Genomic DNA, 20102 nt, shown 5'->3' with positions numbered 1-20102 from the left:
GTCGGTAAAGCCATTCAACGATTATTTTACGCCACCGGTCGATTGTTTTTTCCTGCATCAGCCAAGAAATCTATTTTTGCAGCCAGTATAACCAAAAGAAAAAAACAAATGAACCGACTATTATTAGGAACAATGTTATGGGCAGTCATTTGCCTTGCGGCAGGCTGTACGGAAGACGATGAAACCACACAAGGACAATGGATCAAGAAAGTCAGCTACAACGGCTATGCCCGATCGTATGCCTGCAGTTTCACAATCGGAAATAAAGGATACTTATGCACTGGATATCGTGGCGCCAACAAAGAATTTCTAAATGATCTTTGGGAATTTGACATGGACAGCGAAACATGGACGCAATGCGAAACCATGCCTGTAGAAGGACGCAGATATGCGGCCGCCTTTGCCGTGAACGGAAAAGGATATGTCACCACAGGCGACAAAAAAGACGGAACCATGGTAACGTACATCAGCGACACTTGGGAATACGACCCCAGCACCGACACTTGGACACAGAAAGACGACTTCAAGGGAGGAGCACGCGAAGGAGCCCTGGCTTTCGCCATAGGCGGATACGGCTATGTCGGGACAGGATACAATGATGATACAATAGGCTGGATGCTCGACTTCTATCGTTTTAACCCCAATGCGGCAGCCGGCTCTCAATGGGAAATTGTCAACGGATATGGAGGTGAGAAACGGCGTTATGGAACCGCCTTCGTCATTGATGACATGGCCTACATCTGCTGCGGCGAAAACAATGGAACCAACCTGGTAGATTTCTGGAAATTCGACGGAAACACCTGGACACAACTACGCGACATTGCCAATACAAACGAAGACGAAGACTATGATGACGATTATGCCATCACCCGATACAATACTGTTTCCTTCAGTATTAACGGATTGGGCTATATCGCAACAGGATACCGCAGCGGCGTGACCAGCGACTACTGGATGTACGACCCCGACCAGGATTTATGGTACGGTGACTCCGACGACGACTTCACCCCACTGACCAACGTGCACAACTATGCTTCGGGAGCCTCTTCACGCGACGGAGCAGTTGCTTTTTCCAACGGAAGCCGTGGTTTCATCCTGACAGGACAAAGCGGAAGCAGTTACTTTGACGACATTTACGAACTACTCCCTGATGAAGAAGAAGACGTCTGACCATGAAACAAACACACCAGGCATCTACAGGCATATTGCTCTTAATGAGCTTATGCCTGTGTTTCTGTACAGGGCGAAAGATGCAGGACAGACAGCAACTTTTCACCTGCAGCCCTTTCCCTACAGCACAAGGATATGGTTACGTAATACTACAAGGTAGCGATACCCTGATCTATCAGCCTTTCATCCCAGCCATTGGAGGACGTAGGACCTTTCCGACAGAAACACAAGCAAAGAACACCGGTCAGCTGGTCGTACAAAAGCTCTCTGAGGGGAAATCGCCTACGCTGACTCGCGAAGAAGTACAGAACTGCTTAAACAAAAACAGCCATTAATCTTATGGCAAGAGGAAAACAAGCACTGAAACCAGCCGTTCGAGAACAGGATATCGGGCAAGCCCTTGCGAAACCCGCTGTTCGAGAACAGCACCCCGCGCAACCCCTTGCGAGAACCGCCGTTCGGGAACAAGACCCCGCGCAACCCCTTGCGAAGCCTGCCGTTCGGGAACAAGACCCTGCGCAACCTCTTGCGCAGTATGCCGTTCGGGAACATTTTTCTTCAGTCAGAGAAAAAGAAATTCCCAGTTGGAGAAAAAGATATCTCCAACTGGGAAAACTTTTTATCTAAAAGGAAACAAGCTAAACTCCCCCTTACTTTATCATTTCAATGCAGCCAACGCCTCCTTAATACGACGAATAGCCTCCACGATGTTCTCGTCGCTCGTAGCATAACTCATGCGAATACACTCAGGAGCACCGAACGAAGTTCCGCCCACGCAAGCCACATGACCCACTTCAAGCAGGTACATAGCCAGATCATCAGAATTATTGATCTTACGCTCACCAGCTGCCTTGCCGAAGAACGAGCTACACTTGGGGAAGAGGTAGAAAGCACCCTCGGGAACATTCACTTCGAAGCCCGGCACTTCTTTAGCCAACTTCACAATGAGATCGCGACGACGTTGGAAAGCCTGACGCATTTCCTCTACCGGCACCTGTGTGCCTGTGTAAGCCGCTTCAGCAGCTTTCTGTGACACGGAGCAAGGACCAGACGTATACTGTCCCTGCAGCTTGTTCACGCCTTTCACAATCCATTCGGGACCGGCAATGAAACCAATACGCCAGCCTGTCATAGCATACGCTTTCGACACACCATTGACAATGACCGTACGTTCCTTCATCGACGGAATCTGGGCAATGCTGTGGTGACGGCCAATATAGTTAATATGCTCATAAATTTCATCTGCGATGACATACACCTGCGGATGCTTCTCAAGTACGGCAGCCAGTCCGGCCAGTTCTTCAGCACTGTAAACAGAACCTGTCGGGTTCGATGGAGAACAGAGAATCAGAGCCTTGGTCTTCGGTGTAATGGCAGCTTCCAGCTGAGCAGGAGTAATCTTAAATTCTTGCTCGATACCTGCAGTCACAATAACAGGCTTTCCTTCGGCCAACTTTACCATTTCCGGATAGCTAACCCAATAGGGAGCCGGTACAATCACTTCGTCGCCAGGGTTGACCAGCGTCAGAATCGTGTTGCACACTGACTGCTTAGCACCATTGGCACAAGAAATCTGAGCGGCCGTATATTCCAGACCGTTCTCATTCTTCAGTTTAGCCACAATGGCATTGCGCAAGGCAGGATAACCGGCAACAGGAGAATAACGCGAGTAGTTCTCGTCAATTGCTTTCTTGGCAGCCTCTTTAATGTGGTCAGGCGTATTAAAGTCAGGTTCGCCGACACTCAAGTTAATTACATCTACGCCCTGAGCCTTCAGCTCGGCGCTTTTCTGAGACATAGCCAGTGTCGCGGAAGGCGACAGACTGTTCAAACGATCTGATAATTGATTCATTTTGTTTCTATATTTATATAGTTATTAGCTTTCCAGCTGCAAAATAACAGATTTTCTCTGATACAGGAAAACAAAAAGGCATTTTACTTATTCAAATGCAACGTATGCCCCATGCGTTCCTTCTTCGTACGCAAATAGCGTTCGTTATACTGATTCGGTGTCGTCTCAATGGGAACATTCTCCGTTATTTCCAGTCCATAAGCCTCAAGACCGACACGCTTCACAGGATTGTTAGTCATCAGACGCATTTTATGCACACCCAGTTCGCGAAGGATTTGGGCTCCGACACCATAATCGCGTTCATCAGCCAAATGACCCAGACAAATGTTGGCATCTACAGTATCCATGCCGTCTTCCTGCAACTTGTAAGCTTTCATTTTCTCCATCAGTCCGATACCACGACCTTCCTGATTAAGGTACACCACCACTCCTTTTCCAGCCTTTTCGATCATCTCCATAGCCTTATGAAGCTGTTCACCGCAATCGCAACGTTTGGATGCAAAGATATCGCCTGTCGCACACGAGGAATGTACACGAACCAGAATCGGTTCATCAGGCGCCCACGTTCCCTTAAACAGAGCTACATGCTCCAGGCCATTGGACTTTTGACGGAAAGCTATCAAACGGAAATCACCATACGCAGTAGGCATGCTCACCTCTACTCCTTTCTCAACGATAGACTCCTGCTTCAGGCGATAAGCAATCAGGTCATGAATGGAAATCAGCTTCAGACCATATTCATCAGCCATTTTACGCAACTCAGGCAAGCGAGCCATAGTACCGTCGTCACTCATCACTTCCATCAAAGCTCCAGCCGGATAAAGCCCGGCCAAACGACACATGTCGATAGTAGCTTCTGTATGTCCTGCACGACGCAAAACACCCTTTTCCTGTGCATAAAGCGGATTGATGTGTCCCGGCCGGCCAAAAGTGGCAGGTGTCGACGCAGGATCGGCCAGTGCCTGGATAGTGGCTGCTCGATCGGCAGCAGAAACGCCGGTAGAACATCCTTCCAACTTATCAATAGTTACAGTAAAAGGAGTTCCCAGTACCGAAGTATTGTCAGCCACCTGGTGAGGCAGATCCAACTCCTTGCAACGCGATATGGTGATCGGGGCACAAAGCACACCACGCGCATGCTTCAACATGAAGTTCACTTTTTCTGGCGTGATCTTCTCGGCCGCAATAATCAGGTCGCCCTCATTCTCGCGGTCCTCATCGTCCACTATTATCACAAAATTACCAACCTTGAAGTCTTCAATGGCTTCTTCAATGGTATTCAGCTTTACTTTTTCCATACCTCTCGTCAATATATAATGGTTATTTATTCTTGTCTTTTTCTATCAGCAAGACCACGTCATTGTTAGTCTTGATGATACGTTCCAGATCTTTGTATAAGCGCAATCGGAAAGCCCAAATGCGGAAATAAAAGAAAAGTCCCACTGGCAAAACAATACCGCAAGCCAGATTGAGCCAATAATTGCGGAAAGGACGCGTATGTGCATGAACAGGAATGATCGGATAATTGTTCAGCACCATCAGCAAACTGACCGAACGGGTATTTGCCATTTCCTCAACCAACTCTTCCATGCGGTCACTGATCTTTTCCACTTCTTCGTCACGTCCTTCCGACATCCATAAGTTCAGATAATTCGGCGCACGTTTCAGATTGCGTTTCTCTAAATATTCACGACATTGTGCAGACAATGCCTCCAAATCGGCAGGCAAATGGTTATAATCAGGATCATGGATAATGACTTCCTTACGGAACAAGTGACGTACACTGCGTATTCCGACAATTTTCTTAAACCAGTTGATATAGGCATCTGCGTTCAACACCACAGAGTCATTGTTCGATTTATAGGTAAGGAAGGCGCCAAGAGGTGCCAACACAGCCGTACTGGTCCACATACCCATCCAAACAATCCACTTACCGTCTCGAGCCATTTTATAGCCGGTATTGTTTATAATATAATAGATAATGAATATGACCACTGACACTACAACCGGCATACCAAGCCCTCCTTTACGAATAATGCCTCCTAAAGGAGCTCCGATAAAAAGGAATATCAGGCAAGCCAACGAAAGCGTCAGTTTCTCATGCCAGGCAGTCATGTGACGGCGCAAGCTGGTGTCAGTAGACGAAATATTGAAGCTTTTGAAACTCCAGTCACTCCCTACACTCTGTGCGCGGTTGATTGCCGCATTTACAATCGTCTGCTTCTCTGCCAACGTCTTCGAGGCATACAAGCTATCCACATCGTAATAGGCCAAATTAGCTTCTTGAATCTTCAGCGTATCCGCTTTCGACAGCGATGATGTAGAAACACTGTACGTATTCGCCATAACCTCCTTATAATACGCCCTTCCGATACTATCATTGCGCACGGTCATCGAGTCAATACCCGCCTGAAGCATACGCATGTCTTTACTGTTCGACTGTCCGCTCATAATTCCCTCATCGGCCATATTAAAGTCTGAGTCGAATTCAATAATAGCATGCTTTTCCCTAAATGTCTCCCGACGATAAGGAACATTCTTTTGACTCATGTTCTGAGATTTCAGGTTCTCGAATTGTTCGCCATTATATAGATGCAGATACAAATGCTGCTTATCAGCTGTCATTTCCAGACGTCCTGAATCGGATTTAATAATTTGTGCATTCTCGAATCCCTTCTCAAAATTATAGATCAGCACATCATAAAGCATACCCGTATCGCGATCCTTCTTCTTTACATACAAATTATAACCATCGATTTCATCATAAAAAACACCCTCAGGAATATCCAATTCGGGCGATTTCTGCTTCATGGAAATTAACAAGGTCCACAATTTTGTCTGAGCCTTAGGACCTATGACATTCTGAAAGTAAAAGGAAACACAACAAATGAACGTTATGAAAACAATCAGCGGCCTCATAATCCTAGCCAAAGAAATACCAGCCGCCTTCATGGCAAGCAATTCAAAGCGTTCACCAAAGTTACCGAAAGTGATAAGAGCCGCCAACAGGACAGCAAGCGGCAAGGACGCAGGAACCAATGTCAAAGCCGAATAAAAGAAAAACTGTCCCAGTACCGTCATTTCCAATCCCTTTCCCACCATTTCATCCACATATTTCCATAGGAACTGCATCATGAAGATGAAAAGACAAATGAAAAAGGTACCGGCAAAAAGCAGGCAAAAACTCTTCAGAATAAATATATCTAACTTTTTTATGCGCAGCATGTTACTTATCTCATACGATGAAGGCACAAAAGTAGTATAAAAATGGGAGTATGTGAAATTTTTAATTGAAAGTTAACTAAAAGCCACATACCCGACGCAAGGTTTCCACTTGCGAATCCCACAATTCACGCATATCATCGACTTCGTTTTCAGCCGCAAAATCTATGATTTCAAGTGTGAAATCATTAGTCAGTTCACTGTTGGACATTCTGAATTCAAAATAATCCCGTGAATTTTTCAAATCTGTCCACCGAAAACGAATGAAAGAATAAGCACGTACTGCTATTATTTCAGCACTTCTCGATTCTGTTTTTCCCCAAAAAAAAGTCACAGTCTTGTTATCCGACTGAACACCATCGGCAAACCAGCCTTCCAGACCACTTGGAGTACTGATTGCATTCCAAAGAATTGTCTTGGAAGTCGCATTCAACGGATACTGCAAATGTATTTTCTGCTTTTCCATGATTTCATTGTTCAATTGCGTCGCCAAGATATAACTTTATTTCTAATTACGGAAAACTATTTTGCATTTTTATAATCCCTGCTATCACACAAACAACATAGTAATCTGATTGTAAACCACATACACTCATTCATAAAGAACCAACTTTTCTCAATAATCATCTCCAGCCCAATCGTTTTGTACCACAAAGCACAAAAAAAGAAGAAAAAAGAGAGAAATATTTTGGAGGTTTAAATAAAAGCCGTATCTTTGCACCCGCAATCGAGAAACAATGGCGGGATAGCTCAGCTGGTTAGAGCGCATGATTCATAATCATGAGGTCCCCGGTTCAATCCCGGGTCCCGCTACCACAAAAAATTCAGACTGTTGAGTGGCTTCCACACTTGGCGGTCTTTTTTTTATTTCCTCACTTCTTTTGGCTAAAAAAGGTCGCCAACACCCAAAATATTTCTTTTTTTTCTTATATTTGCGAAAATGTTTTTTACGACAAGTAGCCATAGAACCTTCAAAATATCAAAACGATGAGCAACATCAAGGACATTGCGAAATCTTTCGCCGAGGAATATTGTAGCGACGCAATCTATCCCTCTCATTTGTTTAAAGCCATATTACACAAAAGTGTAGGTTTAGTTCATTTTATTGAGACAGATCTCGATAAAGATTATTATTATCTGCAAGAATGGGCCGATATACAAATGCAGCTTTCACCACGGGCAGCCAGACCACAAAGAGATTTGGACTACTCCAAAGAAGCTATAACCGTCATGGAAGAAGCTGAAGAGTATAAAGAGAAATTCGGATTTGCAGAATGCGAACCTGCCTGCATACTAGCATCGTTAGTTACGCCTGGCGTTGGCTTCACATTCGAACAATTGAAAACATTACCCCTTACCGTTTCCGAAATTCAAAACAAAATAGGAGTTTCCGCACATGCTACAAATACAAGTGAAACAGGTAGTAGAGCCGGACAAACTTCTTCGAGCAAAGAAAATGGACTTATCAGCAAATATTGCATAGATAAGATTAATGAAGCTAAGTCCGGGAAACTACCCATCGTGATAGGATTTGAAAACGAAATATCAGTTATTTTCGAAATATTGGGACGCAAAACCAAGTCCAATCTGTTAATTACAGGCGAATCTGGAGTAGGAAAGACATCCCTCATCAACGCATTTGTCCGCCAACTATTTGATGGACATGTACCGTCATTCCTAAGTAATGCTGCCGCCTACGAACTGGATTTGGCCAGCATTGGCGCAGACGCTTCTTATAAAGGAGAGCTGGAAGACCGCTTCAAAAACCTGTTACGGGAAATCAAAGAACAACCCAATGCAATTTTAATTATCGAGTCTATAGACAAGCTATTTGACAAACAAAATAGCCTGTATGGAGCTTCTTCCATCTTAAAACAGGAATTGAACAAAGGCAATCTTCTGCTACTCTGTACCTCGTCCATTGACGGATATACCAAAAATATCGAAACAGACAAGGAGTTCGTCACCAAGCTCGAAAAGATTACGCTTGAAGAGCCTAATGCCGACCTGTGTCTCCGTATTCTGAAAGGAGCTTTAGGCACCTATTCCGAATACCATCACCTGAACGTGGACGAACCAGTCATGGTAGATGCCATCCGACTGGCCAAACGCTATCTGACAGAGAAAGCCTTACCAGATTCCGCCTTCGACTTGATAGACCGCACGATGGCACTGGTAAAGACCATGAACGACATGTCGGCCAACGACATAGCCAGCCTGCAGGCCGAGCTGACGCAACTGGCGGAGCAGATCGGCACCAAGGAGAACGGCCAGATGATGACCGAACTGGAATGGCTGCACTACAAGCTGATCAACCAGATCAGTTGTATTTTGATGGCACAACTGGATGCAGACAGCGAATTCAGCAAGATAGCTACTGCTCAGGAACGAATTGATTACTTGAAAAAAGTTCTTGACCAGCTCGCTCAGATGTGTCAGCAAAAACGTACTGAACTTGACAGTTCAGACCTATTCGCTGTAGTAGCCAAACAGACTGGCATTCCTTTGGGTAAAGTCCAATCAAAAGAACGAGACCGCCTCATCAATGCGGAAGCTACGCTGAAGAAGCGGGTAGTCGGACAAGATCATGCAGTTAAAATCGTGCTCGACGCCGTATTTGAATCTCGTTCAGGTCTGAACAAGAAAGGACAACCCATGGGCTCCTTCTTCTTCCTTGGTCCAACCGGAACCGGTAAGACTGAATTGTCCAAAGCATTGGCAGCATTCCTGTTCGAAGACGAATCCGCCCTTATCCGTTTCGATATGTCAGAATTCAAGGAAGAACATTCCGTCGCATTACTTTACGGAGCACCTCCGGGATATGTTGGTTATGAAGAAGGTGGTCTTTTGGTAAATAAAATCCGCCAAAAGCCCTATTCCGTAGTACTATTTGACGAAATCGAGAAAGCTCACAAGTCTGTATTTGATTTATTCCTCCAGATTTTGGATGAAGGCAAGCTGCATGACCGTCTGGGCCGTGTAGGCGATTTTTCAAACGCCTTGATTCTGTTCACCTCCAATATCGGCAGCCAATTTATCGTTGATTCGTTCAACAAAGGAACCATCCCTCAGAACAACGACCTGATGGACATCATGCAAAACTATTTCAGGCCCGAATTCCTGGGACGTCTGACGGAAATCGTTCCCTTCTCACCGATTACAGAAGAAACCGTTACACGTATTTTCGACATACACCTGAAGGGACTGCTAAAGTTATTGGAAGAGCAAGATATCAAACTCAATATCACTCAAGAAACCAAACGAGATATCGCTATGATGGGATTCAACCCACAATATGGTGCACGCCCCGTTATTGGTATCATACGCAAGGAGCTCAGACACCCGCTATCCAAACTGATCATTTCCGGCAAAATCAAATCAGGCGATACTGTTGAAGTCCGGATGAAAGAAGGAAAACCGGAGTTTATAACACTCTAATATTAGATGAATGTATAAATCCTATAAATAATAACCCTAAAAAACAAGAATCTTATGGCAATGAAAGAGAATTTCATCTCGATGGCTCCAGATGAAGAATCCAATGCAAAAGTCACCCCCATTGACAACAACAAGACGTTGATGATCGACCAATACACATCAGACGCAGAACCGGGCAATCCGGAGTTTGTAGAAGATATCCAAAACATCAACGACGCATTTGCCCACTTCAAACCGTCCGTCGAAGTCGACTTTGTGGACGAAGAAGGTGGTTCGGTAAATGAAGTACTCCATTTCAGTGAACTTCGCGACTTTGAAGCCCAGGGAGGAAAAGGCAGACTTGTTGAAAACAGCCAGTTCCTCTCAAGTGTGAAAAAGAAAATCGACACCAACAGCAAAATCCGCAAAAGTATCGAACAAAACAGAAAGCTGAGAGACATCTTGAAAGACAGTACTGCTAAAGAAGAACTGAAAGAGATGCTGCAAGCCATGCTGGAAGAATTGGAAAATAATAAATAAACCACTAAATAATCAATAATATGCCAGAAGCAGAATTACAAAAAAGCAATAGCGCATCACAAGGTGCCGGCGAAGTAAAACAGCCCCAGCAACCGGCCCAGTCAAAAGATGTATCCCAACTATTATCTGCATTCGGAGGCTTCAATGCCATCCGTGGTTTCATGCCCGATGCAGACAACCTGAACCCTGCGCGCAAGGCTGCAAAAGCCGTATTCTTGTCAGACAAACGTTTTAAGGATAAACGGGAAAACCTGATAAACGACATTAAAGGCTGGCTCGAGATACTCAACGAAGGCCACGAAAGCGCGTCCGAGTTTGTAGACGCCTGCAAAGCCAAAGAAGATAAGTACACCAAAGTTCTTAGCCAGGGCATCACGGACGCTCTCTATGCAACAGCCAATTTGGAACGTTCTTATCGAGCTCTTGACAGTTTCTTCAAGAACGCCAATACAGACAAAGTGAAAAATCTGCGTATCATCAATGTATACAAAGACGATATTGCTGACAGCGATTCAGGATTTGCTCAAGAAGTAGATACCTTGCTACGCAACGGTTTCGACCGTCTGAGCCTGAAAGATTGCTACAGCTTGATGGTTGTTCCCGGCAATGTATTCCAAGACAAACCAACTTTGTTGCAATGGGCCAAAATAGCCTTCAAATACAAAGTCATGTTGATCACAGACCATGCCGACGAATATTCATTTGATGACTTGCAAGCCAACACAGAAGGCTACCGCGATAGCGACATCGAACTGCAAAATGTCATTATGACCGCAAACTGGCTTGTTGGACGTGATTCTGAAAAACTGTCAGAAGACGAGAAAGACAGTCCTGCATTTTATATTTGCAGTTCTGGTGCATTAGCAGGAAAGCTGTATGACGAAAGCGCCAACATGGCCCAGGGAGCCGGTGGTAAGAAATACGGTACGCTCGACGGTGTCAAGGGAGTCAAACTGGACTTGCTGAAGTCTGAGATAGCTGCCCTGATGGACAATCAAGTCATTCCAATGGTATACTCTGAAGGACGTGTAATGGCTTTCAACAATACAACCCTCTACAACGGCGACAACACCGCCATGAAAGAATACCCCATCGTCCGCGTATTCGACTGGGTCAAGAAAGTACTGATGAACTACGTACACGAAGTAGCTCTCGAGAACTGGGATCCCTATAACTCTCCCAAAAACTTGAAAGCAAAAATTCAGGCCTTCCTGAACGACTACAAGGGCTACGGCAACTTGTTCCAGAATTATGAAATCAAAGAGCCGACACAGGATCCGGTAACTAAACGTATCACATGCGACATCAGCCTGACTCCTTTCTACTCGGCCAAAAATTTCATTATCAAAGTTTCTGCAGACAAGAAAGACAAGGATGCTCAAATGGCATAAATCCAATTTTATTCTATAAACATACTTTAAAAACGTAAGATTATGGCAAAGACACCTGTAAAATTAGAAGTTGACGGCTATAAGGAACGCGAAGTCATGATGGTTAAATACGAATTTGACCAGGCTACTGACGTAGAAGGCCAGATGTCGGGTATTCCCCGTGGTGGTAAAATCAACATCCGTGTAAAAGCTCTTAATGACGGTACCCCCGATTTGTTGGCATGGATGATCGAACGCAACCTGCCCAAAAACGGTGTAATCACTTTCCTGGAAACAAAAACCGGCAAGAACATGAAGACGATCAAGTTCACCAACGGTTATTGCGTAAACTTCGAGGAAAAATGGGAAGACAAGAAAGGTCATTTCGAGGAAATCGAAATCACCTGTCAAAAGATTGAATTCGAGTCTGTTGTTTTTGAAAACGACTGGGCTTAAGTTCAGAACATGATGTCAAACTAAAAAAACAGAAACACTATGGCAGAAAACATAACCCCGGTACAATTATCGGTAAAAGATTTCGAGACCCGTGAAGTCATGATGATCGACTACACTTTCTCACAGACGACCGACCGTGAAGGCCAAATCTCCGGTATCCCCAGAGGTGGCCGTATTGACATCCGTGTCAAAGCTATGAACGACGGCAACAACCAGTTGTTGCAATGGATGCTGTCACCCAACGATCCACGTGATATCAAGATTACCTTCTACAACACCATCGACGGTTCTACGATGAAGGAACTGGAAGGCACAGGATGCTATTGCGTGCACTATCTGGAAAAATGGGAAGATGGCGAGGAACACTTCGAGCAACTGCAAATCGTTTGCCAAGAACTGAAGAACGGTCCCGTTGATTTCCAGAACCCTTGGAAATAAAGCTTATAGCCGCCATCCGCCGGCACCTTATCACCTCCCCGACATTTTTTGTCGGGGAGATAAAGTTAAAAGACACAAAGTAATAAACATCCCGTTATGTCCTTATTTGCAAACCTATATTTGGGGGATAACGCCTCAGGCACCTATACCAACACGTATCGGGTAGTCCAATGCGAGGTCAAAGTATCAAGACATCACAATTCCTACACCCCCGACGATAATCCGCGGTGCGACCAGCTTATCCTGTCGGTTATCGCTCCCGGCAAAAACGACCTCATGCTATTTGAATGGTACATCGACCAGACTTCATTGTCCGGCAAAGTCGTAGTCGATCTGACCAACCAGTCTGCCAAATACGACATAACGACACGAACCTTCAAGTTTGAGGATGCCAAATGCTTTTCGATTGACGAAATCTATAATATCAGCGACACCAACCGCCATCAGCTCAAACTGGGCATCATGGTGAAGAAACTGGAGATTGACGAGACTGAATTCCAATAAAGCAAACCCTCAAATTAAGACCTTCTATGCAAAACATCTCAAATAACCAGAAAGCCTCTCTTTATTTCGACGACATCCGTGAAACCAAAGTCAAAAGAGAGCAAGGCTTCACGCTGCAACAATTCCATTATGAATGTGCCAGAAAAAGGAATGACAGGGGAATGCCTTACGGCCCTACCCAGACTACTACCCTGCAACTCCAAATCAAATCCTTACCGGACGGTTACCTGAAAGAAATATACAAACGGCTGGACGAGCATACAGAGTCGTGTTTCTCGATCGTTTTCAACGCGACCTTCCGTACAGACGAAGGAGAAAACACATTGAGCGACTACGACAGCGGACTGGTCGTAACTGGCTACGTCATCAGTGTAGACGAAGTCTTTGGTGCTTCTCATCCTGAAACTTCACCCTTCTTTTCCGAAGAGGAAGAAGAAAATGTCAACTTGATGATGACTGGCATCAGACTGTTGACCAAATCAATTACCTACATCGGTAGCGACAGCTATCAAAAGGAACTGTATATCAATTTCTAATCTTAACAGTAGAACATCATGGCTTCCTATACTTTAACAATCTACGATATTCCACAAATCATAAACAAGAAATACATTAGCATAAGCTACAACTCAAACGGAGAAAAGTCCACATGTACTATTCATACAGAAAATAGAACATGGATTTGCACGCTCCAAGATTTGAGCTACTCGAAAGCTATTTACAAGCCGGGAGAACTTATCTTCAAGTTGCAAATTACAGGATGTAGCGGTGTCAATGCTATTTGCAGCACATTCAAAGGAAAAAAAATCGAATTAACAGCCCAAGCTGATAACAAGAGTAGCAGCATTGCAAAAGACTATTATATTTTCGGGATACAAATCGAGAAAAAAGGGAACGTTTATTATGCTACGTTCCAAGCCTACGACCCGTTTAAGTTCCTTACACTGGATACGTATTGCAAAGCCTATACAGGTAAAAAATTCACTCAAGACATTTTTTTGAACAAAGATCTTTGGCCCAATAACCTTCCTGAAACAATAGATGAACAACTGACAATAGAGAATGCTCAAAGTTTGAAGAAGGAACGGGAAGCAGAGAAGGCAAACCTCGAGGAAAAACAAAAGGAAATTAATAAAGAAATAAACGACCTCAACGATAAGATAAACAAAGAGACAAACGAAAACACAAAAGAGAAACTGCAAAAGACGCTTAATGAAAAGGAGGCATTGTCTCAAAATATAAGTATAAGAATACAAGAACTTGATAGCGAAATAAAGAAATTAAACTCTATTATCAATGATGGGACAAAATCTCAATTTAACAAAAATCCTCGCTATCTATACTATAATGATAAAGAATTTATCCAGCCCTACCTCGTGCAATACAACGAAAGTTTCTTCGATTTTCTGGTCAGAGTCAGCAACCGATGCGGAGAATTTCTCTATTACGAGGACGGATATTTCAATATCGGGTGGGAAAAAAAGACTAAAAAAGATAAGGATGATAAAGAACAAGATGACATAACCCCCATTACGGAGTATGTTTCCGTCAATTTTTCTGATGAAACAGCTACTGCATGGAAAGAAAACTATATCGTAAGCAGCCATCATAATTATTCCCTCAGGGAAAATAAAGTGAAACGTTTCCCTTCGGAACTGCAAGACAATGAAAATATACAGCTTCAGGATTCCCAACTGGCTTCAGATGAGAACCTGGTTTCCCTTCCTCCCAAAGATGAATACACCAAATGGCAAGATTTTGCCCTGTGGCCAGGATATTTTTTTATCAACGCTGTTACCGACATCGTTAATTCGGCCGATATGATTGAAGCAGCAGTAAACTTAATCTCTGATACGGGAATAACCATACTGAATTGTAGTTTATCTGCCAAAGCGACCAATGACGACTATGAAGACAAAAATTTTAAAAAGGGAATCTATACAGACGACAGAAAAAACGGTGACCGCATCCATCCGTTCAGTACATCAGAGAGCGTTAAAAATGCTTTGGACAGTTACGTCACCTTCAGCCTGGAATTTTATGAAGCCGTCCGCAAAGGAATAGAAGCGAACGAACGGTCACGTATCCAAATTGCATTGGGCGACCATTTCTACCCCCTCACGCTGGGCAGCCTGATAGAGCTGGACGGAGAACAATATATCGTTGTCCAGATGAACGGCTGCGCCAACAGCGGTGCAGAGACCTTCGACATCGAAGCCATCCCATACAAAGAGAATGAGTTCGTATTCCCCCCTGCCGCTCCTGTCGGCCCCATCCGAGAGGCCAAAGCCCAACGAGCCTTCATCACGCACAATACGGATCCCTTGAAAATGAACCGTGTAAGGGTACGCTATCCGTGGCAAGGCCAAACGGAAGACCCTACACCATGGATCCGCATTGCCCTGCCCATGGCTTCGGACGGCAGCGGCTTCAACTTCCTTCCCCAGATAGGCGACGAAGCCATTATCAACTACGAGAACGGAAATATTGAGAAGCCTTACGTAGAAGGTATGCTCTATACAAGAGCCGCAAAAGAAGACGAATCAACGGTTCCATACGCTTTCAAACGGGACAAAGCTCGTGTCATTTCGTCCGTAAACGGTCATTCTATCATTTTCTCCGACCCATCAGCCAGTTCAGACGCTTTAAATTCATTGTCCCCATTGATGAGTACCATTAAAAGTTTCTGCCCAACCGGTTTTATCAAAACAGAACTTAGTTTACGTGACCATAAAGTGGATATTTTCCCAGATTCTTTCAAGAAAGCGATGGGAGGCATCGAGTTTACCGACGAACACGGACTGTACTCCATATCCATGTCATCGGACAAACGTGCCATCTCCATCGACAGCCCTTTGGGCAAAGTAAATATCAGCGCCTTTACAGGTATCACCATCAGTGCGCCCAACGGGAATGTCCGTATCGAGGGAAAGAACATTGATATCGTGGCGGGTAACAACCTTTCCATTTCTTCCGGAAACAATATCGTATCCCACTTTTGGCCAACCTCTGTTCAGCTTTTAAAAGAAAGTTTAAAAGACACCGCGGTTAATGTGCTCAAGAAAATACAACCCATTGATATGGGCCTTATACGCACTTTTATGGAAACTCTAATTCGTCCTATCGGTGGCACGATGCTCATCAAGTCCAACAGATATTTATGCATCGAAGCAGGTAAGGGAGAAGCAAAAATCCCTGGAAGAAACTTACAATTACGTAGGACGGCATTATGGACCGGTGGAGTTAAGCACAAAGAAACTGCATCTTTCTTTGGCGACATTGTTGCTGCTCATCAATTTATTATTGATTTATTTAACACATGTAAAGCAAATACTATAGCAATTGGAACAATGATTGATAAATATAATCAACGTTGTAGGCCATACGCCATACTACAACAACCTGGTGGGTTAAGCCGCGATCCCGACGATAGTGATACACTCCTTGGAAATTTTGTTGCCAATCAAGAATATCAGCCATTAAAAGTTCAAAATAGAGGGACAAAGGATTTCCTAAATCTTTTTTCTATTGCAATGCATATAAACGATATGGCAAAAGGACTCTATAAATCAGTAAGAAAATCCGTATGGAATAATGTCAAAGAATCACTTAGCAAGTCGCTTAGCGATCCCTGTAAAACTGCGCTCTACGCTCTAGACGGCAATATTAGTACCCTTTGCGAAGAAGTTTATTTTCTAAATGCACAGAACGCATACAATTCGAATTTCAATGCTAATGCCACAATTAATAAAATTGAACTCAGAAGTGTGATCCGACAATTTATAAATAATCTCAATGGCAATAATCCATATGGTATTACTGTCAACCTACCAGCACAAATAGCTGGTTACGACGACGCCAATTGGAATGCTGCTATACAAGGTATCACTATAACTAATAGTCAACAACAAGTAGAGCTCGATGTTCCCTTAACCACCGGTTTAAAGAGAAGGTTTGTAAAAGCTTGGGGGCTCAATGGTTTTTACGACCAATACAATTGGGATCACGCAAGTGGAGGAGATATATTATTCTCAAGGAAAGAAGATCAAACACTTTTTCTTGACAATAATACAATAAACGAGTATACTTTAGCAAACAAAATGCAGCAAATAATAGATTTCCTAAGAAACATATAACAGCCCACTAAACCAGCAAAAATAGATCATACATATGAGAAAAGACATAACAGAGCAATTCACGGATTGGAAAAGCGCATTGGAAAAGTTCCAGCAAAATGTAAAAAAAGATATTGAAGAGATCCGTTCTCAAAAAGACGAAATCCAACGGATCAAACAGGATATTCTTGACAATCTGGAAAAAGGACGCTACATCCGTGATGACAACCGAATAATTATCTCCGCTCCCGAAATCATTATCGGCAATGTGGACAAAAGCGGTATATTATGGGGTGGAGGTTCAAAGGTTGTCATACGGGCAACCAACATCGATCTGGAAGGGGTAGGAACTGGAACATCGGGAATCGGCAGTATCGTAAGCCGCGCTCCCAGCATCCGCCAGATTGCGGTAGATCCAGGTAAGGACGGTATAGAACAGGTCGTAAAGCCCATTTCTGAGATTGTATCCCAAGCCCAAAACATCGTTTTGCGGGGTGAGAATGCCGATGACTATTTCCCCCAAAGCAGTCTATCCAACAGCGGCAGCGGAATTCATCTCTCCACCAACGGACAAATCAGCATCGATGCCACACTGCCGTGCGACACGCTTTCCGAAAGTTTGGAGCAGGAAGAAAAGGCATTGAACACACATATCAATGACCTCAACCAAACAGCAAGCCAAGCCAAATCGACAGTGGCTTCGTTAGTATCCCACATGAACGAACTGATTGAGAAAGATACGCTAAACAGTTCCGAAATAGAGACCCGAACCAACTTCCTGGACATTGACGAACTGCATTATGAATTCCAGCAAACAACGTCCACTCTTTACAATGCGTTGACTCACTACTTCAATTCTCTCTCTCTCCTTGCCGAGAGCAACCGACAATTGGCTGCCGTCAAGGAACAAAAAGAGGCAGCCAAGCAACTGAAATCGTCGTTCAAGGAGCAAACCACCGATACCTTCATCTCGCTCCGCTCCGAAAATATCAGCCTCACTTCGACCGACGGTGACGGCAACCTGCGAACCAACGACGGCGCGGGCATCGGCCTGGCAGGCAAGGAAATCAGCCTCACCTCCTACGGCAACGACGGCGCACTGATCAAGGACAGCGGCATCTACATGGGCTCGCAGGACGTGGAAATCAACACCGCCAACCCCAAGATAGCGGACAAGAACACCGACCTGCCGGCCGAAGGCAGCGTACGCGTCGTCTCGAAGGCAATCCAGGTGGAGGCCGTGGACTACGAGACGAAGGACGACAAAACCGAAGAAAAGAGCCTGACCAAGGAGGGTTCGTTCACCTTGCGCGCCGAAAAAATCAACCTTAACGCCACCGACACCGAAGGCAAGGCTACCGGAACGATTGCCGCCAACGCCAAGACGGTAGAAGTGAAGGCAATGGACGTGGACAAGGAGAAGCGTACCGACAAGGAGCTGGCTGCAGGTAGCAGCCTGCTTCTGCTGGCAGAAAAAGTCTATGCGGGAGCAAGGGACAAGAAGACGCGGAGCAAGAGTGTGCAGGTGGCCTCGGACAAGGTGGGCCTCTTCGGCGACACTACCGTCGAGCTGCAACAGGACGGCAAGGCCATCCTGCAATTGAGCGGCGGCGACGCCGCGCTCTCCGGCAGTAAGACCACCCTCTACGGTGAGATGACCTCGCAGGGCAAATCGACGTTCAAGTCCGACGTCACCGCCGGAACGGTCGAGATGAAGAATCTGAAGGTGGATTCGTCGTTCAAGACCCCCTACACCACCGAAGGCATCTCCGTGCCCGGCGCGCCGTCTACCGCCAAGCTGAGTGCGAAACTGAGTGAAGAAGAACTGAAATCGAACAACGGATAAAAACGGAAAGATTATGGCAAAATATGTTTGTATGGGCGCAATGCTGAAATGCACGTTTGGTATGACCCCTTCTTCATTAATGGTAACGGTCCCTCTGCGGCCGATGATCCAGAACAAGCCGAAAGCCACCATCATGGATTTCGCTCCACTGGTTAATATTCTGCCCTTCGGCATGTGCCAGTCGCTGAGCAACCCCATGGTGGCCTCCGCCACCTCGGCCGCAATGGGCGTCCTGACGCCCATGCCCTGCATTCCGGTAATCGTGGCTCCCTGGGCACCGGGCGGCAAGCAACTGATCACCAACATGCCGGCCCTGCTGGACAACTGCAAGCTGATGTGTGCCTATGGCGGCAGCATCTCCATCAACATGCCCGGCCATACGTGCGACTCGCAGGGGAAATAATCCCCTGCCCGCCGTTACAGGCCAGGCACTTTTTATTCTTTGCCGGTAAACTGGCTCAGGTCCAATTTCATGCCTTTGTCTTCGCCACGCGCGGCCTGACGCTCGCTCTCGGCCTGCTCGGCCTCGGCCTTCTTCTTCAGGTAATCCTGATAAGCCTCCTCTATCTGCTTTTCCTTCTCCTCGCGATAGGACTTGCATATATCCTTTATCTGGTCATACACCTTCTGGAGTTCCTCCTTCGCCTCGTCCATTTCCTCGGGCTTGGCACCGACCAGTTGCTTGGCGATCTTCGCGCCATACGCGGCATTTACCACATCAATCTTGGCCGTCATTTCCTCGTAAATGGCCTTCACGTAATCCATGCCCGCATCGTGCCGGTCGTCGTTCACTTCGGGCATCGTGCACAGGACGTACCGATCCTCTTCTCCGTCCGAGGATTCCTCCTCTCCGCTTTCCTCGCTGTCCTCGTCCATCGGTTTCTGTTTGATCTTATAGTCGGGATGCGCCTGGGCCACAGCCTTGCAGATGGCAAACAGGTAATCCTGCTCCTTGGGAATCAAAGCGAACTGATCGTCCTGGGGTAACGCCACATCGGCCACGTCTTCCAGATTCATCCGTTCACCGCCCACTTCGACTTCGACCGTCAGGAGGGCGGCCGGCTCGGCCTTCACACCGAAGTGCATGAACTGGTAGTTCATATACACCGCATATCCGTTCATTTTCTGCTGGGCTTCCTGCAACAGCTTATACACAGTCATTCTCATCTGTT

18 protein-coding genes and 1 tRNA gene are annotated in these 20102 nt (G+C 45.4%); 14 read left to right on the top strand and 5 right to left on the bottom strand.

Translation table 11 applies throughout. From position 1 onward, the window contains the following. The first annotated feature begins 108 nt into the window (after positions 1 to 108). The 3 genes from HF894_RS07150 to HF894_RS07140 are packed head-to-tail and all read left to right on the top strand — an operon-like array spanning position 109 to position 1797. Positions 109 to 1170 carry a Kelch repeat-containing protein gene (locus tag HF894_RS07150; protein ID WP_204972036.1) on the top strand — a complete coding sequence of 354 codons (1062 nt, stop codon included), beginning with the start codon at positions 109 to 111 and terminating at the stop codon, positions 1168 to 1170. A gap of 2 nt (positions 1171 to 1172) precedes the next feature. Next, complete coding sequence (locus HF894_RS15360; protein WP_204970303.1) at positions 1173 to 1505, top strand: DUF4907 domain-containing protein; 333 nt, start codon at positions 1173 to 1175, stop codon at positions 1503 to 1505. Positions 1506 to 1509: 4 nt separating this feature from the next. Next, the gene (locus tag HF894_RS07140) at positions 1510 to 1797 is read left to right on the top strand and encodes a hypothetical protein (RefSeq protein WP_204972034.1); all 288 of its coding nucleotides are present in this window, start codon (positions 1510 to 1512) and stop codon (positions 1795 to 1797) included. Positions 1798 to 1828: 31 nt separating this feature from the next. Here the strand turns inward: HF894_RS07140 and HF894_RS07135 are convergent, their stop codons facing one another. From HF894_RS07135 to HF894_RS07120, 4 genes are all read right to left on the bottom strand, one after another. Beyond that, on the bottom strand, positions 1829 to 3022 hold the full coding sequence (locus HF894_RS07135) for a pyridoxal phosphate-dependent aminotransferase (protein ID WP_075316873.1): 1194 nt from the start codon (positions 3020 to 3022) through the stop codon (positions 1829 to 1831). Between the two features lie 83 nt (positions 3023 to 3105). Beyond that, a complete protein-coding gene (locus HF894_RS07130; protein ID WP_075316872.1) occupies positions 3106 to 4320 on the bottom strand; it encodes a bifunctional 3,4-dihydroxy-2-butanone-4-phosphate synthase/GTP cyclohydrolase II in 1215 nt (404 codons plus the stop codon). Positions 4321 to 4342: 22 nt separating this feature from the next. Continuing rightward, positions 4343 to 6247 (bottom strand): LptF/LptG family permease, encoded by a 1905-nt coding sequence (locus tag HF894_RS07125; protein ID WP_204972032.1) that lies wholly within the window; start codon positions 6245 to 6247, stop codon positions 4343 to 4345. A gap of 76 nt (positions 6248 to 6323) precedes the next feature. Then, positions 6324 to 6710 carry an START-like domain-containing protein gene (locus HF894_RS07120; protein WP_075318843.1) on the bottom strand — a complete coding sequence of 129 codons (387 nt, stop codon included), beginning with the start codon at positions 6708 to 6710 and terminating at the stop codon, positions 6324 to 6326. Positions 6711 to 6983: 273 nt separating this feature from the next. On the opposite strand from HF894_RS07120, the gene HF894_RS07115 reads away from it, so the two are divergent. The 11 genes from HF894_RS07115 (at position 6984) to HF894_RS07065 (ending at position 19333) form a co-directional block, all read left to right on the top strand. Further along, positions 6984 to 7060: transfer RNA gene (locus HF894_RS07115), tRNA-Met, on the top strand. 171 nt (positions 7061 to 7231) lie between these two features. After that, positions 7232 to 9682, top strand: coding sequence for an AAA family ATPase (locus HF894_RS07110; protein ID WP_204972030.1), 2451 nt, complete (start codon positions 7232 to 7234; stop codon positions 9680 to 9682). Positions 9683 to 9736: 54 nt separating this feature from the next. Further along, entirely contained in the window at positions 9737 to 10201 is a 465-nt protein-coding gene (locus HF894_RS07105) for a hypothetical protein (RefSeq protein ID WP_204972029.1), read from the top strand. A 20-nt stretch (positions 10202 to 10221) separates the two neighbouring features. Further along, positions 10222 to 11592 carry a hypothetical protein gene (locus HF894_RS07100; protein ID WP_204972028.1) on the top strand — a complete coding sequence of 457 codons (1371 nt, stop codon included), beginning with the start codon at positions 10222 to 10224 and terminating at the stop codon, positions 11590 to 11592. A 42-nt stretch (positions 11593 to 11634) separates the two neighbouring features. Beyond that, positions 11635 to 12027: a type VI secretion system tube protein TssD gene (tssD, locus tag HF894_RS07095; protein WP_072544428.1), complete on the top strand. Its 393-nt coding sequence runs from the start codon at positions 11635 to 11637 to the stop codon at positions 12025 to 12027. Between the two features lie 39 nt (positions 12028 to 12066). After that, positions 12067 to 12465 carry a type VI secretion system tube protein TssD gene (tssD, locus tag HF894_RS07090; protein ID WP_072544429.1) on the top strand — a complete coding sequence of 133 codons (399 nt, stop codon included), beginning with the start codon at positions 12067 to 12069 and terminating at the stop codon, positions 12463 to 12465. A gap of 96 nt (positions 12466 to 12561) precedes the next feature. Continuing rightward, positions 12562 to 12969: a type VI secretion system tube protein TssD gene (gene tssD / locus HF894_RS07085; protein ID WP_204972027.1), complete on the top strand. Its 408-nt coding sequence runs from the start codon at positions 12562 to 12564 to the stop codon at positions 12967 to 12969. A gap of 26 nt (positions 12970 to 12995) precedes the next feature. After that, the gene (locus HF894_RS07080; protein ID WP_204972026.1) at positions 12996 to 13505 is read left to right on the top strand and encodes a hypothetical protein; all 510 of its coding nucleotides are present in this window, start codon (positions 12996 to 12998) and stop codon (positions 13503 to 13505) included. 18 nt (positions 13506 to 13523) lie between these two features. Continuing rightward, positions 13524 to 17105 (top strand): phage baseplate assembly protein V, encoded by a 3582-nt coding sequence (locus HF894_RS07075; protein ID WP_204972025.1) that lies wholly within the window; start codon positions 13524 to 13526, stop codon positions 17103 to 17105. 34 nt (positions 17106 to 17139) lie between these two features. Next, positions 17140 to 18930: a hypothetical protein gene (locus tag HF894_RS07070; RefSeq protein WP_204972024.1), complete on the top strand. Its 1791-nt coding sequence runs from the start codon at positions 17140 to 17142 to the stop codon at positions 18928 to 18930. Positions 18931 to 18943: 13 nt separating this feature from the next. Further along, entirely contained in the window at positions 18944 to 19333 is a 390-nt protein-coding gene (locus HF894_RS07065) for a DUF4280 domain-containing protein (RefSeq protein WP_204972023.1), read from the top strand. A gap of 32 nt (positions 19334 to 19365) precedes the next feature. On the opposite strand, the gene HF894_RS07060 is transcribed toward HF894_RS07065, so the two are convergent. Continuing rightward, the gene (locus HF894_RS07060; protein WP_204972021.1) at positions 19366 to 20097 is read right to left on the bottom strand and encodes a ribosome recycling factor; all 732 of its coding nucleotides are present in this window, start codon (positions 20095 to 20097) and stop codon (positions 19366 to 19368) included. Between the last annotated feature and the right edge of the window lie 5 nt (positions 20098 to 20102).

The sequence above is a fragment of the Caecibacteroides pullorum genome (assembly GCF_019239235.1).
GTDB classification, from domain to species: Bacteria; Bacteroidota; Bacteroidia; order Bacteroidales; family Bacteroidaceae; genus Bacteroides; species Bacteroides pullorum.
The sequence above is the reverse complement of the archived record's forward strand: the minus strand, read 5'-3'. Positions and strand labels throughout refer to the sequence as shown.

What these genes read in the sequence shown, in the direction of transcription:
- HF894_RS07150 (WP_204972036.1), top strand. Translation starts at nt 109, where the DNA reads ATGAACCGACTATTATTAGGAACAATGTTATGGGCAGTCATTTGCCTT.
- HF894_RS15360 (WP_204970303.1), top strand. Translation starts at nt 1,173, where the DNA reads ATGAAACAAACACACCAGGCATCTACAGGCATATTGCTCTTAATGAGC.
- HF894_RS07140 (WP_204972034.1), top strand. Translation starts at nt 1,510, where the DNA reads ATGGCAAGAGGAAAACAAGCACTGAAACCAGCCGTTCGAGAACAGGAT.
- HF894_RS07135 (WP_075316873.1), bottom strand. Translation starts at nt 3,022, where the DNA reads ATGAATCAATTATCAGATCGTTTGAACAGTCTGTCGCCTTCCGCGACA.
- HF894_RS07130 (WP_075316872.1), bottom strand. Translation starts at nt 4,320, where the DNA reads ATGGAAAAAGTAAAGCTGAATACCATTGAAGAAGCCATTGAAGACTTC.
- HF894_RS07125 (WP_204972032.1), bottom strand. Translation starts at nt 6,247, where the DNA reads ATGCTGCGCATAAAAAAGTTAGATATATTTATTCTGAAGAGTTTTTGC.
- HF894_RS07120 (WP_075318843.1), bottom strand. Translation starts at nt 6,710, where the DNA reads ATGGAAAAGCAGAAAATACATTTGCAGTATCCGTTGAATGCGACTTCC.
- HF894_RS07110 (WP_204972030.1), top strand. Translation starts at nt 7,232, where the DNA reads ATGAGCAACATCAAGGACATTGCGAAATCTTTCGCCGAGGAATATTGT.
- HF894_RS07105 (WP_204972029.1), top strand. Translation starts at nt 9,737, where the DNA reads ATGGCAATGAAAGAGAATTTCATCTCGATGGCTCCAGATGAAGAATCC.
- HF894_RS07100 (WP_204972028.1), top strand. Translation starts at nt 10,222, where the DNA reads ATGCCAGAAGCAGAATTACAAAAAAGCAATAGCGCATCACAAGGTGCC.
- tssD (WP_072544428.1), top strand. Translation starts at nt 11,635, where the DNA reads ATGGCAAAGACACCTGTAAAATTAGAAGTTGACGGCTATAAGGAACGC.
- tssD (WP_072544429.1), top strand. Translation starts at nt 12,067, where the DNA reads ATGGCAGAAAACATAACCCCGGTACAATTATCGGTAAAAGATTTCGAG.
- tssD (WP_204972027.1), top strand. Translation starts at nt 12,562, where the DNA reads ATGTCCTTATTTGCAAACCTATATTTGGGGGATAACGCCTCAGGCACC.
- HF894_RS07080 (WP_204972026.1), top strand. Translation starts at nt 12,996, where the DNA reads ATGCAAAACATCTCAAATAACCAGAAAGCCTCTCTTTATTTCGACGAC.
- HF894_RS07075 (WP_204972025.1), top strand. Translation starts at nt 13,524, where the DNA reads ATGGCTTCCTATACTTTAACAATCTACGATATTCCACAAATCATAAAC.
- HF894_RS07070 (WP_204972024.1), top strand. Translation starts at nt 17,140, where the DNA reads ATGAGAAAAGACATAACAGAGCAATTCACGGATTGGAAAAGCGCATTG.
- HF894_RS07065 (WP_204972023.1), top strand. Translation starts at nt 18,944, where the DNA reads ATGGCAAAATATGTTTGTATGGGCGCAATGCTGAAATGCACGTTTGGT.
- HF894_RS07060 (WP_204972021.1), bottom strand. Translation starts at nt 20,097, where the DNA reads ATGAGAATGACTGTGTATAAGCTGTTGCAGGAAGCCCAGCAGAAAATG.